The organism is Pelotomaculum propionicicum (assembly GCF_004369225.1).
Taxonomy (GTDB): domain Bacteria; phylum Bacillota; class Desulfotomaculia; order Desulfotomaculales; family Pelotomaculaceae; genus Pelotomaculum_B; species Pelotomaculum_B propionicicum.
Window position 1 is genome coordinate 50,653 of sequence record NZ_QFFZ01000001.1, and the last position, 15,490, is coordinate 66,142.

General features: G+C 51.4%; 15 protein-coding genes. All 15 read right to left on the bottom strand.

Features of this window, described 5'->3' with window-relative positions; all coding sequences use genetic code 11:
• Positions 1 to 4: 4 nt before the first annotated feature.
• Complete coding sequence (prfA, locus tag Pmgp_RS00235) at positions 5 to 1,072, bottom strand: peptide chain release factor 1 (protein ID WP_134211960.1); 1,068 nt, start codon at positions 1,070 to 1,072, stop codon at positions 5 to 7.
• Positions 1,072 to 1,947 (bottom strand): DUF1385 domain-containing protein, encoded by an 876-nt coding sequence (locus Pmgp_RS00240; RefSeq protein ID WP_134211961.1) that lies wholly within the window; start codon positions 1,945 to 1,947, stop codon positions 1,072 to 1,074. Before Pmgp_RS00240 ends, prfA begins: the two co-directional genes overlap by 1 nt.
• A gap of 52 nt (positions 1,948 to 1,999) precedes the next feature.
• Positions 2,000 to 2,203, bottom strand: coding sequence for a 50S ribosomal protein L31 (gene rpmE / locus Pmgp_RS00245; RefSeq protein ID WP_134211962.1), 204 nt, complete (start codon positions 2,201 to 2,203; stop codon positions 2,000 to 2,002).
• A gap of 350 nt (positions 2,204 to 2,553) precedes the next feature.
• Positions 2,554 to 3,807 (bottom strand): radical SAM family protein, encoded by a 1,254-nt coding sequence (locus tag Pmgp_RS00250; RefSeq protein WP_134211963.1) that lies wholly within the window; start codon positions 3,805 to 3,807, stop codon positions 2,554 to 2,556.
• 109 nt (positions 3,808 to 3,916) lie between these two features.
• On the bottom strand, positions 3,917 to 4,804 hold the full coding sequence (locus tag Pmgp_RS00255) for a M23 family metallopeptidase (protein ID WP_134211964.1): 888 nt from the start codon (positions 4,802 to 4,804) through the stop codon (positions 3,917 to 3,919).
• 81 nt (positions 4,805 to 4,885) lie between these two features.
• On the bottom strand, positions 4,886 to 6,199 hold the full coding sequence (rho, locus tag Pmgp_RS00260) for a transcription termination factor Rho (protein ID WP_134211965.1): 1,314 nt from the start codon (positions 6,197 to 6,199) through the stop codon (positions 4,886 to 4,888).
• A gap of 59 nt (positions 6,200 to 6,258) precedes the next feature.
• Positions 6,259 to 6,756 (bottom strand): DUF2062 domain-containing protein, encoded by a 498-nt coding sequence (locus Pmgp_RS00265; RefSeq protein ID WP_243119662.1) that lies wholly within the window; start codon positions 6,754 to 6,756, stop codon positions 6,259 to 6,261.
• A 140-nt stretch (positions 6,757 to 6,896) separates the two neighbouring features.
• Entirely contained in the window at positions 6,897 to 7,544 is a 648-nt protein-coding gene (fsa, locus tag Pmgp_RS00270; RefSeq protein ID WP_134211966.1) for a fructose-6-phosphate aldolase, read from the bottom strand.
• A 180-nt stretch (positions 7,545 to 7,724) separates the two neighbouring features.
• On the bottom strand, positions 7,725 to 8,579 hold the full coding sequence (locus Pmgp_RS00275; protein ID WP_134211967.1) for a class II fructose-1,6-bisphosphate aldolase: 855 nt from the start codon (positions 8,577 to 8,579) through the stop codon (positions 7,725 to 7,727).
• A 176-nt stretch (positions 8,580 to 8,755) separates the two neighbouring features.
• Entirely contained in the window at positions 8,756 to 9,439 is a 684-nt protein-coding gene (locus Pmgp_RS00280; protein ID WP_134211968.1) for a hypothetical protein, read from the bottom strand.
• Positions 9,440 to 9,624: 185 nt separating this feature from the next.
• Positions 9,625 to 10,032, bottom strand: a complete 408-nt coding sequence (locus tag Pmgp_RS00285) for a response regulator (RefSeq protein ID WP_134211969.1) — start codon at positions 10,030 to 10,032, stop codon at positions 9,625 to 9,627.
• Positions 10,033 to 10,134: 102 nt separating this feature from the next.
• The gene (locus tag Pmgp_RS00290; protein WP_192902696.1) at positions 10,135 to 10,923 is read right to left on the bottom strand and encodes a Yip1 family protein; all 789 of its coding nucleotides are present in this window, start codon (positions 10,921 to 10,923) and stop codon (positions 10,135 to 10,137) included.
• A 23-nt stretch (positions 10,924 to 10,946) separates the two neighbouring features.
• The gene (gene sppA / locus Pmgp_RS00295) at positions 10,947 to 11,870 is read right to left on the bottom strand and encodes a signal peptide peptidase SppA (RefSeq protein WP_134211971.1); all 924 of its coding nucleotides are present in this window, start codon (positions 11,868 to 11,870) and stop codon (positions 10,947 to 10,949) included.
• A 122-nt stretch (positions 11,871 to 11,992) separates the two neighbouring features.
• The gene (gene pyrG / locus Pmgp_RS00300; protein ID WP_134211972.1) at positions 11,993 to 13,612 is read right to left on the bottom strand and encodes a CTP synthase; all 1,620 of its coding nucleotides are present in this window, start codon (positions 13,610 to 13,612) and stop codon (positions 11,993 to 11,995) included.
• 116 nt (positions 13,613 to 13,728) lie between these two features.
• Positions 13,729 to 15,408, bottom strand: coding sequence for an arginine--tRNA ligase (gene argS / locus Pmgp_RS00305; protein ID WP_134211973.1), 1,680 nt, complete (start codon positions 15,406 to 15,408; stop codon positions 13,729 to 13,731).
• Between the last annotated feature and the right edge of the window lie 82 nt (positions 15,409 to 15,490).

The following is a 15,490-nucleotide window of genomic DNA, read 5'->3' on the forward strand; positions in this document are numbered from 1 at the left end:
TCCTTTAATCCAGCTGCTTTAAACGCTCGGCCTGGTCGGTGGTTATAAGCGTCTCAATAATTTCATCCAGGTCGCCTTCGAGAACCCCGTCCAGGCGGTGCAGCGTCAAGCCGACCCGGTGATCGGTAACCCTGTTTTGCGGAAAGTTGTAAGTGCGGATCCGTTCACTGCGGTCCCCTGTCCCTACCATCGATTTCCTGGTGCTTGACATTTTTTGCTGGTGTTCTTCCTGCGCCCGGTCCAGCAGGCGAGCCCGTAAAACCTTCAACGCCTTGTCCTTGTTTTTATGCTGCGACTTCTCATCCTGCATGGAAACTACTATGCCGGTGGGGATATGAGTAATACGCACCGCGGACTGGGTGGTGTTAACAGACTGACCGCCGTGACCTGACGCGCAGAACACGTCAATTCTTAAATCGTTGGGGTCGATCTCAATATCCACATCTTCCGCTTCCGGCAGCACCGCAACAGTAGCCGCGGAGGTATGAATACGCCCCCCGGACTCAGTGGTGGGAATACGCTGCACCCTGTGCACACCGCTCTCAAACTTAAAATAGCTGTAGGCGCCTTTGCCCTGGATCAGGCAGATTAACTCTTTAAAGCCGCCGATATCAGTATAGTTCGCGTTTAACACCTCTGTTTTCCAGTTCTGCCTCTCAGCATAACGTGTGTACATGCGGAATAAGTCCGCCGCAAAAAGTGCGGCCTCCTCACCGCCGGTGCCGGCGCGTATTTCTAAAATAACGTTTTTATCGTCATTGGGATCCTTCGGCAGCAGCAGAATCTTAAGCCGCTGCTCCAGGCGTGACTTTTTTTCCGTAAGGTCATCAAGCTCAGCCTGGGCCATTTCGCGCAATTCAGCGTCCGGCTCCTCACTGAGAAGGGTTTTGGCCTCCTGCAGCTCTTTCGTGACTTTCTTGAAGTCACGGTAAACAGCCACAACATCGGCTAAATCAGCGTGAGCCTTGACGTATTGCTGCCAGCGGCTGAGATCGGCCATAACTTCGGGGTCCCCAATCAGGCTGCCCAGTTCCTCATATCTTTCCTCCAGGCTGGCCAGTCTTTCCAACACTATTCTGCACCTTCCTTCAACACAGCCCCAAAGGCGGCGATAGCCACCTCCACCTGACCGTCGTCAGGCGGGTTGGTGGTAAGTTTCTGCAGCCACAAACCCGGAGCTATCAAAACACGGCAGATGGGAGCGGTAGCGTACTTACCTGATAGTTTAACCAATTCATACGAAATACCTGCTAAAACAGGCAGGAGGATAACCCTGGAGAGGATCCTCCACCATAATACCTGTTTCCCCAGCAGTGAAAAGATCAGGATACTCAAGATTATCACTATTAAAAGAAAACTGGTGCCGCACCTGGGATGAAGGGTGGAATAACGCTGCACCCGCTCCACAGTCAATTGGTCACCGGCCTCGTAGGCGTTGATCACTTTATGCTCCGCGCCATGGTACTGAAAAACACGTTTGATGTCACCAATTCTGCCGATGGCCACCACATAGATCAGAAAGACTGCTACCCGGAAAAAACCTTCAATGAGGTTCTGGACCAGGCTGCCGGGCGCTATTTTGATCAGCAGGTGGGCAGCCGCCGTAGGAAGTATGGCGAAAAGAAAAACAGCCAGTCCCAGGGAAAATATGATTGTAAGCACTATTTCCTTGGTAGTCAGCTTCTCTTCCTCTTCTTCTCCCATAGCCTGGTTGGCGGAATAGGTCAAAGCCTCAATGCCTAAAACCAGGGATTCTATCAGCACCACCACGCCGCGCACCATAGGCCATTTCAATACCGGCACCCGCTTGGTAAGAGAACCCACTTTCTTTTCATCAACTACAATATTTTGATCCGGCCGGCGGACGGCAATGGCCCGTGAATCAGGGCCCCGCATCATTACCCCTTCAATGACAGCCTGACCTCCATATTGAAACGGGGAACCCATCGCATAACCCCCTTTAGTAGAAATAGCAGAGCGCTCGCTCTGCTACATTTCCTTATTTCGTCAAGCCGTATTTCTTGCGGAAGCGTTCGGCCCTCCCGCCGGTCTCGATTGTCCGCTGCGAGCCGGTGTAAAAGGGGTGGCATTTAGAACATATTTCTACACGCAGTTCTTTTTTAGTTGAACCGGTCTCAAACGTCTCACCACAAACGCAGGACACTTTGGCCTTCCCGTATTTCGGGTGTATGTTTTCTTTCACCGGATTTCACCTCTTTTCGTTCATACAAAGGAACACACTTCCTAATTATAGCATAATGCCATCCGCACCGCAAGAAGATTGTTTTGGGCTTTAAAAACAAATTGACAGGATTAACAGGATTAACAGGATTAAATTGGATTAACAGGTTTAAAAACTAAACTGTAATAGTATACTTCCAAATTACTTCACTTTTATATTATTACGATCCCTGGATAAAAAATTTAAAAATTATATTATAAATTTATTTACAATACTTTAAGACATTAACTTGTTTTTTTAATAGTGTTATCCTTTAATCTTGTAAATCATTTTTAATCCTGTAAATCCTGTCAATTTGTTTTATCTTAATTCTACCTTACCGGACGGCTGAAACTGCCGACTGTAAGCCCGGGAACCTCCCGCAGCATTTCTATCAGGGCGGGTATGCCCAACACTTCACCGCTTTGAGGCGGCAAGTGCTGAAAAAGAAAATCGGGGTCGATATTGAGGTTGCGCAGCTGGATCATGTTCACACCAGTGTCGCGCACCAACTCCAGTAATGCCCGCGTCTCTTCCTCCCGGTCCGTGAGACCGGGGCATACAAGCAAGTTCAATGAGGTGTACACGCCGCCGCTGACTGCAATTTTGATTGAATTGCGGACATCAGCAAGGTCAAAATTATGAGGCCGGTGGTAGGTTTTATATGTTTCCTCCCCGGCGCCGATCAAGGTAACCCGGAGCGCGTCCAGGCCGGCCCGGCAGATATCTGCCACCCCGGCGGTAAATCCCGCGTTGCTGTTCATATTGATAGTGCCCCCGCCGGTATTCCCCCTGATCATTTCTATAGCTTTTACTATGGTCTTGGCGGCCAGGGCGGGCTCTCCTTCGCAGCCCTGACCGAAACTGACTATGGGACCATCCCCGCTGCGGAGGTGAGGGACCGCAATTTCCGCAATCTCCCCAGGCTCCGGCTGGTATTCTATCCGTGCCTGCGGTGAGGGACAGCATTCCGCGGGCTGTTTGGAAATACAGCCCAGACAGCCGGCATTACAGGCCGGAGAAACAGGTATGCCCCCCTCCCAGCGGCCGTAAAAAATATTCTGGGCGGTGAAACAGTGGTACTCCAGGGCACAGTGGGCCAGCTGGCGCAGAATGCGGTTGGCCGGGTATTGTTTTACTTTTTCTGTGACGAGTGCCGGCAGCCCGCTGGAATCGTAATGGGCCGGGGCCCAGCGTTCTGGATTGTCCGTCTTACAGGCGGCGACAAACATTTCCCCATCCCTGCAGGCTACAGCCGCGTAACCCAGCAGGGGCGCCGGCCTTTCTGCCTGAGCCCGCTGATAAGAAGGCAGCAGGGTGCGGGTGTAACCCTGGGGCAGCAGCGCTCCTACCGCCCAGGCCCGCCCTTTCCGCCACGGGTTGCGCTCAAGCAGGGAAAAACGTCCGGCACGGCTTACCCCCACAGGCCTGCCGCCGGGCACCATGACCAGGGAAGCCCCCGCCGGAAGTTTTTCCAGATCATCTTCATTAAGTTCGATAAAACGGTCCCCTGTACGTCCGGTAGCCCGCAGGCTGTGGTGGTCATACAGCTGCCCGTCATCACCTGCAAAAACCAGGCGGTACATCCTTTAACCCCCGTTCAAGATTTCACATGCAACAATTATAAAGCATATCCCGGGGCAAGACAAAGGATTTAAGGAAATAATATGAAAGCCGCCTCGCGGGCGGCTTTCATTATCCGTAATAGCTTTCTTTTTCCAGGTAATTTAACGGGTTAAGCGGCACACCGTTTTTAAGCACCTCCAGGTGCAGGTGCGGCCCCGTCGAGCGACCGGTATTGCCGGACAGGGCAATTACAGTACTTGTGTCAACAGAACTGCCCTCGGCAACCAGCAATTTGGAACAGTGGGCGTAAAGTGTACGTGTCCCGTCACCGTGGTCAATGATCACGGCAAGACCGTAAGTCCCCCTGGGGCCGGCGAATACAACCCGTCCGGCTGCTGTCGCCCTTACCGGGGTCCCCTCTTCCGCAGCTATGTCTATCCCTTCGTGCTGCTTGCCGTCCCTCGGCCCAAAGGGAGATGTTATCACTCCCGCCAGCGGCCATGACATGGGCCATGCCGCCTGCCCCCTGGACACAGCCGAGGTTTCCTGGCTCCGCGAGTTACATGGAATCAAAATCTTTTGTCCGGCAGCAATACTGTTTAAATTGGCCAGCCCGTTCCGGGCGCCGATTTGATTTGCCTCAACATTGTACTTCCCGGCGATTTCCAGTAAGGTCTCACCTGGCTGCACCCGGTGCACCAGACAGTCAGACGGCACTTTCAACAGCTGGCCTGAACAGATTTTATCCGGATCGGACAGGCTGTTCGCCGCAGCCAGTGTGTCCAGGGACAAATTATTCTTTCTGGCTATTTCCAACAAGGTGTCACCCGGTTTGACTTCATAAAGGACCTGCGGCGCGACTGCTGCAACAACAGGAGGCGCTATATAGGGAGCGCCGTCCACAACCAGTTCGTCAAGCCGCGCGAAAGCGGGACAAGCCGAACAAAGGACAACCGCGGCAGAAAAAACCGCTATCAAGGTCTGAATTTTTTTTACTTTTATTTGTAAAATTCGCATTAAATAAACCACCTCTTCACAGGCAAATCACTTGATAGTTTTGCCGGAAGAGGCAGTTTTTATACATAATGACAAACATATTTATGTTCCGGCGCTGTAATTACCTTTGCGCCCGGTTTCCGTGCGCCCGTTGGCGATAATTTCAGCGCGCCGCAGGTGCTGGAAAGCCTGCAGCAGGTCCCGGTTGGTCCTGGTCCTTTTCATCTGCTCCACCAGCATCTCCATGGCCTCCCAGGGCGCCGCTCCAACAGTGGCCTTGCGGAACTGCCAGATCATTTCCAGCTCTTCTTTTGTAAGAAGGAGTTCTTCTTTGCGTGTTCCGGAGCGCAGCACGTCAATAGCAGGGAAAAGCCTTCTCTCGGCAAGCCGCCGGTCCAGGATCAGCTCCATATTGCCGGTTCCCTTGAACTCTTCAAAAATAACATCGTCCATCCGGCTGCCTGTTTCAATCAGGGCAGTGGCCAAAATAGTCAGGCTGCCGCCTTCTTCCAGGTTGCGCGCCGCTCCAAAAAACCGCTTGGGCTTATGCAGGGCTGAAGGGTCCACTCCGCCCGACAGCGTGCGCCCGCTGGGGGGGACCACAAGGTTGTGGGCTCTGGCCAGGCGGGTGATACTGTCCAAAAGGATGACCACGTCGTACCCGTGTTCCACCAGGCGTTTGGCCCGCTCCAGAACCATGTCCGCAACCTTCACATGGTTTTCCGGCGGTTCGTCGAAGGTTGAACTGACTACCTCACCATTTACTGAACGCTCTATATCGGTAACTTCCTCCGGCCGCTCGTCGATCAGCAGAACCATCAGATAGATTTCCGGGTGGTTCGTGGTGATACTGTTGGCGATTTCTTTCAGGAGAATAGTTTTACCTGCTTTGGGCGGGGATACGATTAACCCTCTCTGTCCTTTACCGATCGGGGCCAGAAGGTCGATGATACGGGTCGAAAATTTGTCTTGCTGGGTTTCCATAGTGATCCGTTCCAGAGGATAAAGGGGGGTTAGCCCATCGAAGTGGAGTCTTTCAGCTGCCCGATCCGGGTCTATAGCGTTAATCTGCTCTACCCGGAGCAGTGCGAAATACCTTTCGCTATCCTTGGGGCGCCGCACCTGGCCGGCAACAAGATCGCCCGTACGCATATCAAAACGCCTGATTTGGGAAGATGAAACGTAGATATCATCGTTGCTTGGAAGGTACTGGAAGGGCCTTAAAAACCCGTAACCGTCGGGCAGGATTTCAAGAACTCCTTTAGCATATAAATACCCGGTCTTTTCGGTCTTAGCTTTTAGGATCTCAAAGATAAGTTCTTTTTTACGCAGTTTATAATAACCGGGCAATTCCATTTCTTTAGCGATCTTGTACAGTTCGACCATGGTTTTGTTTTCTAGGTCGGCATAATTCAAAGGCAACCCCCCAGACAAAAATATACTTTAACCAATTTTATAACCAAAGGAGGACAGTTTTATGCGCCCCCGCAACGCCTGCATTTGATCAAAAACAAGATCAGAAAATACACCAGCACAAATACCAATGTGGCGTTCAGCACGCTGCCCAGCAGGAACGGGTATCCATGCTCCACCAGGCTGTTAATGAAGTTGGTGACAATCGAAGGTCCGGCATCTATAAGATACGGCATGTCCGGGCCCGGCATATCTCCTAAAAAGACTTTCCCCACCATTAAATTTAAAGTATAGAAAAAAGGAACGGCCAGTTTAAAAAAAACTACCGTCGCTACCGCCGCCACAGGGTTGCAGCGGATGAGGCGGGCAACGAGGTAGGAAAGAGGAATGCTGATGATCGGAATGGGAAGAAAATCAAAAGCTAAACCCAACGCCACCCCTTTTGCTATTTTTTTAGGTGAGTCGGGCAGTTCCATCATTCTGTTATAGTAATTTCTGATCGTTTCTAAAACCGGCGTGGCTATTTTCTTTTTAAAGTAAAGCACTCCTTGAAAAAACACGGTATAACTCCTTTTACTGGTCAAAAGATTTGAGCCGATAAGAGACGTTTATACTGTTTATTCTATATTATTTCCAGTCTGAAGGCAAAACATCTTTATCGCACGTATTCGAGGATATTTCCCTGTATTAGACAACTCGGTTACTTATTTTTTACTGTTTCCCAGTCCTCAAGAAACTTCTTAACGCCCGCGTCAGTGAGCGGGTGTTTGATCATCTGCATGATTACCTTATAGGGGACCGTGGCAATATGCGCGCCTGCCCTGGCAGCGGCTGTGACGTGGACAGGGTGGCGGATGCTGGCCGCTATTACCTGAGTAGGCAGCTGGTGCCTGTCAAATATTTCCATAATGTCATACACCAGGTCCATTCCGTCCTGGCTGATATCGTCCAGCCGGCCTACAAAGGGGCTGACATAGGCAGCGCCGGCCCTTGCCGCAAGCAAGGCCTGGTTGGCTGAAAAGATCAGGGTTACATTAGTGCGGATCTTTTTGCCGGCCAAAATCTTGGTTGCTTTTAAACCCTCCGCGGTCATTGGTATCTTGATCACGATATTGGGATGGATTGCCGACAGTTCAACAGCCTCGGAGACCATGCCCGGCGCGTCTGTGCTTACCGCCTCGGCGCTGATGGGGCCGTCGACTATGGATACGATTTCACGCACCACCTGGGCAAAATTCCGCCCCTCCCTGGCAATTAAGGAAGGGTTGGTGGTAACGCCGCAAATCACACCGAGAGCATATGCTTCCCTTATTTCCTCCACATTGGCGGTATCAATGAAAAGCTTCATTTTCTAAGACACCTCCTATTTTGGTAGTGGGATGTGGGCCGTGGGACGTGGGTTTCCGGGGCATTCCATCCGGGACTAAAAAATTTATTCTACCCGGTTAACTTGTCGCCGAAAACAGTGCGAATGAATTCGCACCTACAATTTCATTCCCAATTCTCACGTCCCATTTCCCACTTCTCATTACGCTTTGTTGTCGCTGCCGAATACTCTGATTTTTTCCCTGATTATGTTTATGGCCGCCTCTCTGGCGGGACCCAGCATCTTGCGGGGATCGATTTCCCGGGGGTTGGCTTCCAGGACCTTGCGGGCGGCTTCAGTAAACGCTTCGCGGATATTGGTGTCAATATTGACCTTGCGCACACCCAGGCCGATGGCTGCGCGGATGGCGTCATCAGGCACCCCGGATGAGCCGTGCAGGACAATAGGTATGCCCACAAGCGACTTAATCTTCTCCAGGCGCTCCAAATCTAACTTGGGTGTCCCTTTATACTGGCCGTGCGCCGTGCCGATAGCGATGGCCAGAGAGTCCACTCCGGTTTCACTTACAAAAATTTTGGCCTCTTCAGGGTCGGTAAAAAACGCATCGCGCTCGCTGACTGTAATGTCGTCTTCAGTACCGCCTATTTTACCCAGCTCAGCCTCCACCGAAACACCGACCGCCCTGGCCACATCCAGCACCCTTTTGGTAAGCTTGATGTTTTCAGCCAGTGATAATTTCGAGCCGTCAATCATCACCGAGGTAAAGCCGGAGCGCACACACTGAACCACCTGTTCAAAGCTGGTGCCGTGATCGAGATGAAGCGCCACCGGTACACTTGTCTGTTCCGCGGCTAACCTGGCCATGGTGGTTATATAGTCTATGCCGGCGTATTTTATAGCGCCCTGGCTTGCCTGCATGATCACCGGGGCATTTTCCGCTTCGGCAGCCGCGGTAATAGCCTGCACAATCTCCATATTGTTGCAGTTAAAAGCTCCCACCGCGTAACCACCGGCTTCGGCCTTTCGCAGCAGTTCAGTTACACCAACTAATGGCACTAAAATAACCTCCTTCATAAATAGGCTCATTTAAAACACTTATGGGGGTTGTAAAACGCTGACTTTTATTGTCAGCACAAAACAATAACGGCCATATTCACTTTATGGAAAAAAACAAAAAATTATTAATGGATTTTTAGGCCATTTTACCACAGTATGGCCGGAGGGGGGGTAAATTATGTTTTGCTTCTTTTGCGGCGGGCTTTCTTGAGCTTGCTCGTGTTAGCCAGGCTGTCCAGACACTTAAACCCGTGCCGGGCAAGTTCAATGCTTTCAACCTGTCTGATAACGTTCAGGTCTTCCTCCGTTTCAGCGTAAATAATATTTATACTGTCACATTCTTTACAGTGAAGTTCCAGGCAGTCCGGAAACAGCTCGACCTCAATCTTATAATTGCCGCACTGACAATACAGCTCGCCCTGTTCTGCAATTTCGTGCAAACAGTTGAGCACTTCATACATAATATTTGAATTGTGAAAATAACCGTCACAATTAATCTCATCCACCAGAGCTTCCAGTTCCTGTTCCTGGTCCGATATTATTTGCCTGACCTTCGACTCCGGCCCGATATAACCCAATTCCAACTCGGTATCCTGACAGGAAAGCCTGATAATCTCCCCGGACCAGAGCGACTTGCCGGATACTTCAATAAAATGTTTGGTTTCACAAACCAGGCAAGGGATCTGAAGCCAATAAGAAGAGTTGTTCTTGGTATTGACGATCAGTTTGACCGTACCGCAAGAACAATTTATGTTAACCGTTTTACTTTTGCAGATAGCGAACCGGGAAAAATCGTGATACTCCATTTTCCCGCATTCCGGACAACGCATGGCCATAACAGCATTTGTTGTAATAAGCATTGCTTAAATCCCCCCAAAGCACCGCGAAATATTCACGCCGCTTCAAAAAGCTTTATTACTCCTTCGCCATTAATTAAAAAAGTCCTCCTTAAGCCAGAGCGCCAAACCCATAAATTCGTCACCTGCCGTGGAGGTTATTTTTGACTTTAGCTTATTTTCGTCATCTTTTTTTCAACTTAATAGTATCAACCGATCTCTTTCCTGGTAAAGATCCGCTCCTCTCTAGTTATGAGCAGTTCCTTGACCAGACAGCGGACCTCATTCAAGTCAAAAGGCTTATTAATATAATGTTTAACCCCTCTTCTTTTGGCCTCGGTTACGATATCCAGCTCGCCATAGGCGGTCATCATTACCACCGGCACGCCGGGGACTATTTTGCCGAGTTCTTCCAGGGTATCCAGCCCATTCATACCGGGCATCTTAATGTCCAGCAGCACAAGTGAAGGACGGCTGGCGATTGCTTTATTAACAGCTTCTGCTCCGCTGCAGGCTGTTTCAACATGGTAGCCTTCTTCGCCGAAAACCTCTGCTAAAAAGCGGCGCACTCCCGCTTGATCGTCAACTATCAAAAGGCTGTAAGCTTTTGCCGGCACATTCTCACTCCTTCCGTTACTAGAAAGGAAAAGTAACAATAAACATTCTCCGGCATTTACAAATTTCCTCCAGGGGCGGAATAAATATTATGAATCTGATTTTTAGAAGTAACCGGGTAAATTAGCGTTATAAGGCAAGGAAACAGCTATTACCAGCAGTGCAATGAACAGGAAAATTCCAAATAAGACCAGCGCCAGAAAAGGTGTCAGCACCGTTAAAACCGAACGGCCTGCAGACAGCCGGTGCACTGCCCCGACACCAATCACCATCAGGATAATACTCCAGATCCATACCGCCAGCCCGGCCAGACCCAATAATATGGTTACAGCTGTGTTCCCCATCCCGAACCAGTATCCTAAAAACTGAAAGGGTATTAATACGGCCGACGGCAAGCCGGCCAGGCCGACTGCGGCAAAAACGCCCCTGGCGCTGCCCCGGCCCCCCAGGAGGTCGGCGATCAGGTGCAAAACCGCACTGTAGCCGAACCATTTCACATAACCTATAAGAAGTGATAAAATCACCCAGAAGGGCGCCATTACCCGCAACACCGGCAGAAGTTGTTCCAGGCCGGATGCCTGCAGGCTTTGCTCCAAAACTCTTGACAAAGTGAGGTATCCCATGGTTGTGCCCAGAAGGATAAGGATAGTGACTACGATCGCCACCAGGCCGAGCGGCGGCGCTCCAGCTACTGTTTTCATTGTTTTAACCGGTTCAAAAAGCACACCATAAAAGAGCTCCAAAAAACCCGGGGTTGATTCTTGGCTGCCGCCTGGCGGGTCAGCTGCAATGCTGTTGTTTTCTGCCGCAGTGTCTGTATTTAAACTTACCGGCTCTTGTCTGCCCTGGTCATCATTAGTTTCTGTCTTTTCCGTACCAGGATCTTCATTCATAGCATTATCCTCCTTCCAGGTGATCATTTTAGATTAATGGTGTTTCTGTCTTCTCCCCGGCTTGACAGGAGGGACCCTGCCACCCCCCAAAAAGTTTGCCCGCCGGAGCCGGCGAATAATTCGCGGAAAATATTCTTTTGTCCCAATTCCACAATGGCCGGTTCTCCCTGAATACCAGCCAGGCTGCCGGCTAATAGAACGGCGTCGTGAAAGTCGCCAAGCTGGTCAACCAAACCAAGTTCCTTGGCCTGCCGGCCTGTAAAGACCCTGCCGTCGGCCAGCGGCCTGATCTCAGCGGCGTCTTTATGCCTGCCCTGCGCCACGTGATCAATAAACTGGCTGTAAATATCGTCGATCATGGACTGGTAGATAGCCCTTTCCTCAGGAGTTGACGACCTGGTGGAAGATCCCATGTCCTTGTAAGGACCGCTTTTAAATGTTTCCGTGTCAGCGCCGATTTTCCCGTACAGGCCTTGTAAATCCAGGCGTTCCATGATTACTCCGATACTGCCGGTCAGGGTTCCGGGATTGGCCACAATTTGGTCCGCCCCGGCGGCTATCCAGTAAGCCCCCGATGCTGCCGTGTCTCCCATGGAAGCAACTACTATCTTACCTGATTTTCTGAGACGTTCCAGTTCAGCGCCTATTTCCTGGGCTGCCGCCGCTGTACCGCCGGGGCTGTTCAACCTGATCACCACAGCCTTTAGTGCCGGGTCTCTGGCCGCTTCCCTTAAAGCGGAGGCAATTTCCCCGGAACCTGCTTGGGATTCCCAAAGCCCGCTCCCACTCCGGTCACTGGTGATCGCTCCTTCTATGTAAATAACCCCTACTTCTCCGCTTCTCGCTCCGGCGCCGGCAGACGCCTTGTTGCCCGGTTTCACGGCTAAGGCAATGACCAGAGAAAGAGCAATCACTCCCAACACAATCCCGGCAATAACTTTTTTCATAAATTGTCCATCCTCCCCACCATGTTATTGTCCTGTCATAACCAGATTCTACCCTTAAAACACTGTAAAATACTACTCCTGCCAATAGAAAAAAGCTTTGGTTTTATCCAAAGCTGCCCGGACTAAAAATCTATTAGTTTAGACTCTTTATATTTCAGGGAAGCTCCGATAAACTCCCTGAACAACGGGTGAGGCCGGTTCGGGCGGGACTTGAATTCCGGGTGAAACTGGGTGGCCAAAAACCAGGGATGGCCCGGCAGCTCCACAATCTCCACCAGGTAGCCGCTGGGCAAAGTTCCGCTGAACACCAGGCCTTTTTGAGCGAGTTCGTCGCGGTAAGTGTTATTCAGTTCATAACGGTGCCGGTGTCTTTCTTCAATAGTATCCTGACCATAGCAGTGATAGGCCAGGGTGCCCGGCTGAAGCTTGCAGGGATACTTGCCAAGCCGCATCGTGCCGCCTTTTTGGTCCAGGTCTTTTTGTTCCGGCAGCAGGTCGATCACCGGATAATTGGTAGCGGGATTAAACTCAGTGCTGTTGGCGTCAAGCCAGCCAATTACGTTGCGTGAGAACTCCACCACCGCCAGCTGCATGCCAAGGCAAAGCCCCAAATATGGCACATTGTTTTCACGGGCAAAACGAATGGCCTCAATCTTTCCTTCAATACCACGGTCTCCAAAACCGCCCGGCACCAGGATACCGTCGACATCCCTCAGCATTTCCTCAGCATCGGCACGCGACACTTCCTCCGAATTAATCCACCTTATATCAATGGCGCTGCCGTGGTAAAAGCCGGCATGGCGCAAAGACTCGGCCACACTCAGGTAAGCGTCGTGCAGGGACACATATTTGCCCACAAGCCCTATTGTAGCCTGGTAGCGCAGGTTTTTCAGCCTGACCACCATTTCCCGCCAGTCGGTCAGGTTGGGCAAAGCCGTAGTTACACCCAGCTTTTCCAGGACTATATCGGCCAGACCTTCTTCCTCAAGCATCAAAGGCACTTCATAAATAGACGGCGCGTCTACAGCCTGGATCACCGCCTCCTTATCAATGTCACAGAACAAAGCCAGTTTTTCTTCCATATCTTTGGTCAAGGGTTTTTCTGTCCGGCAAACAATAACATCGGGCTGGATGCCTATGCTCCTTAATTCCTTGACGCTGTGCTGGGTAGGTTTTGTTTTAAGCTCATTGGCGGCGCGCAGGTAAGGAACCAGGGTCACGTGAATGTACACCGTGTTCCGCTTGCCCAGGTCGCTTTTTAACTGGCGAATCGCTTCCAGAAACGGGAGCGATTCAATATCGCCCACGGTGCCTCCGATTTCGGTGATGATCACGTCTGCGTTGGATTCGGTGGCCACGCGGCGGACCTGCTCCTTAATTTCGTTGGTGATATGAGGGATTACTTGAACCGTGCCGCCGAGGAAATCACCCCGGCGTTCTTTATTGATTACCGCGCTGTAAATACCACCGGTCGTAACATTGCAGCTGCGGGAGATATTTATGTCAATAAAGCGCTCATAGTGTCCCAGGTCCAGATCCGTTTCGGCGCCATCTTCGGTGACGAAAACTTCCCCATGCTGATAAGGGCTCATTGTGCCCGGGTCCACGTTGATATAAGGGTCCAACTTCTGGATAGCCACCTTCAGGCCGCGGCTTTTTAAAAGGCGCCCCAGGGAGGCGGCTGTTATCCCCTTACCCAACGAAGAGACCACCCCGCCGGTAACAAAAACGAATTTGGCCATGGTCAGCCTCCTGTTATTATATGGTAGTCAGGCATTTTAAAACTGCCTCTCCCATTCTATCTTTTTATAAGTATACGAGTCAATAGAGCGTTTAAAAATTTGATGCGTTCCCTCTTTTACATTCTCTCCGGCGCGGTCAGGCCAAGCAGGCCGAGGGCATTTTTCAGGGTAATTTTCGTGGCTTCGACCAGTATCAATCGGGCCTCGGAAAGGGCCTGATCGCTGGTAATCACCCTGTGGCTGTTGTAAAAACTGTGCAGCAGGCCAGCCAATTCATGCAGGTAGCGGGCGATGCGCTGCGGCGCCAGGCCGGAAGCGGCGGAGGCCACTTCTTCCGGAAAGTCCGCGAGTTTCCTGGCCAGTGCCAGTTCATACTCTTCTTTTAGTAAATTAAAATTCGCCTGGGAGGGATCCGGCATATGTCCGCCCTGCTCCGCGTACTGCCTTAAAATACTGCAGATGCGGGCGTGGGCGTACTGGATGTAATACACCGGGTTCTCGTTGGTTTCCGCTTTGGCCAGGTCCAGGTCGAAATCCAGATGGCTGTCTGAGCCGCGCATGACAAAGAAGTAGCGGGCCGCGTCCCGGCCCACCTCGGCGACAAGCTCCTCCAGGGTCACAAACTGGCCGGAGCGTTTGGACATACGTACTATCTCGCCCCCCTTGTACAGCCGGACCAACTGCATGATCACCACTTCCAAAGAGGCAGGTTCAAAACCCAGGGCTTTCACCGCGGCTTTCATCCGGGGCACATGACCGTGGTGGTCAGCCCCCCAGATATCTATCACCCACTCAAAACCTCTCTGGTACTTGTTGCGGTGGTAGGCGATATCAGAAGCGAAGTAAGTGGGAATGCCGTTCGACCGCACTACCACCTCGTCTTTTTCTACGCCAAAATTAGTCGCTTTAAACCACTGGGCTCCTTCACTCTCGTAGATATAGCCGCGCTCTTTCAAAAAGTCCAGGGTTTTATCAATGGAGCCGTCATCGTACAGAGACTGCTCAGAGAACCAGACATCATAATGCACACCGAAATCGGCCAGGGATTTTTTAATGGCCTTCAGCTTCTCCTCCAAAGCAAAAGCCACCAGTGCGGGGCGGCGCTCCTCCGGCGGGGCGCCGGCATAGTTGTCACCATGTTTTTCCTTAAAGGCTATGGCGGACGCCAGGATATCTTCCCCGTGGTATCCATCCTCCGGCACCGGCACATCCTGCCCCAGCAGTTGCAGGTAGCGGGCTTCCAGGGAAAGCCCGAAATTCTCGATCTGGTTGCCGGCGTCATTAATATAGAATTCACGGGTAACATCATAACCGGCAAAATCAAGAATGGCGGCGATGCTGTCACCCAGCGCCGCGCCGCGCGCGTTGCCCATATGCAGAAGTCCCGTTGGATTGGCGCTGACAAACTCAACCTGGACTTTCTTAGCTTCTCCCAGGTTCACCCGGCCATAATCCCCGCCTTGGGCGACAATCCGGGGCAAGGCCTGGTAAACCCAGCCCGGGTTCAGGTAAAAATTAATAAAACCTGGGCCGGCAATTTCCACTTTTTCCACCCAGGGCAGTGAAAAGTTTTGAGCCAGTATCTCCGCAGCCTTGCGCGGCGCCATCCTGGCGGGCTTCGCCAGCAGCAGGGCCAGATTGGTGGCAAAATCACCATGTTCTTTTTCACGCGGCACTTCCACAGAAAAAGCAGGTACCTGCTCGACCTTGATAGACCCGCCGGCGCGTGCCGCCTGCAGCGAGCTCTCCAGAGCTTTTGACAAATTCACCCGGATCTCATCAACTATCCCGCTCATATGTATGAATTAACCCCCTTACCGGCATGCGGTATTTTTATCCATTTTCTTCCACCCAGGATCCAATTCAGAATTGTTTTTC

Excerpts from the sequence above, each read along its gene's own strand:
- Pmgp_RS00240 (WP_134211961.1), bottom strand. The coding sequence starts at position 1,947 with ATGGGTTCCCCGTTTCAATATGGAGGTCAGGCTGTCATTGAAGGGGTA.
- Pmgp_RS00250 (WP_134211963.1), bottom strand. The coding sequence starts at position 3,807 with ATGTACCGCCTGGTTTTTGCAGGTGATGACGGGCAGCTGTATGACCAC.
- Pmgp_RS00255 (WP_134211964.1), bottom strand. The coding sequence starts at position 4,804 with ATGCGAATTTTACAAATAAAAGTAAAAAAAATTCAGACCTTGATAGCG.
- fsa (WP_134211966.1), bottom strand. The coding sequence starts at position 7,544 with ATGAAGCTTTTCATTGATACCGCCAATGTGGAGGAAATAAGGGAAGCA.
- Pmgp_RS00280 (WP_134211968.1), bottom strand. The coding sequence starts at position 9,439 with ATGCTTATTACAACAAATGCTGTTATGGCCATGCGTTGTCCGGAATGC.
- Pmgp_RS00290 (WP_192902696.1), bottom strand. The coding sequence starts at position 10,923 with ATGAATGAAGATCCTGGTACGGAAAAGACAGAAACTAATGATGACCAG.
- sppA (WP_134211971.1), bottom strand. The coding sequence starts at position 11,870 with ATGAAAAAAGTTATTGCCGGGATTGTGTTGGGAGTGATTGCTCTTTCT.
- pyrG (WP_134211972.1), bottom strand. The coding sequence starts at position 13,612 with ATGGCCAAATTCGTTTTTGTTACCGGCGGGGTGGTCTCTTCGTTGGGT.
- argS (WP_134211973.1), bottom strand. The coding sequence starts at position 15,408 with ATGAGCGGGATAGTTGATGAGATCCGGGTGAATTTGTCAAAAGCTCTG.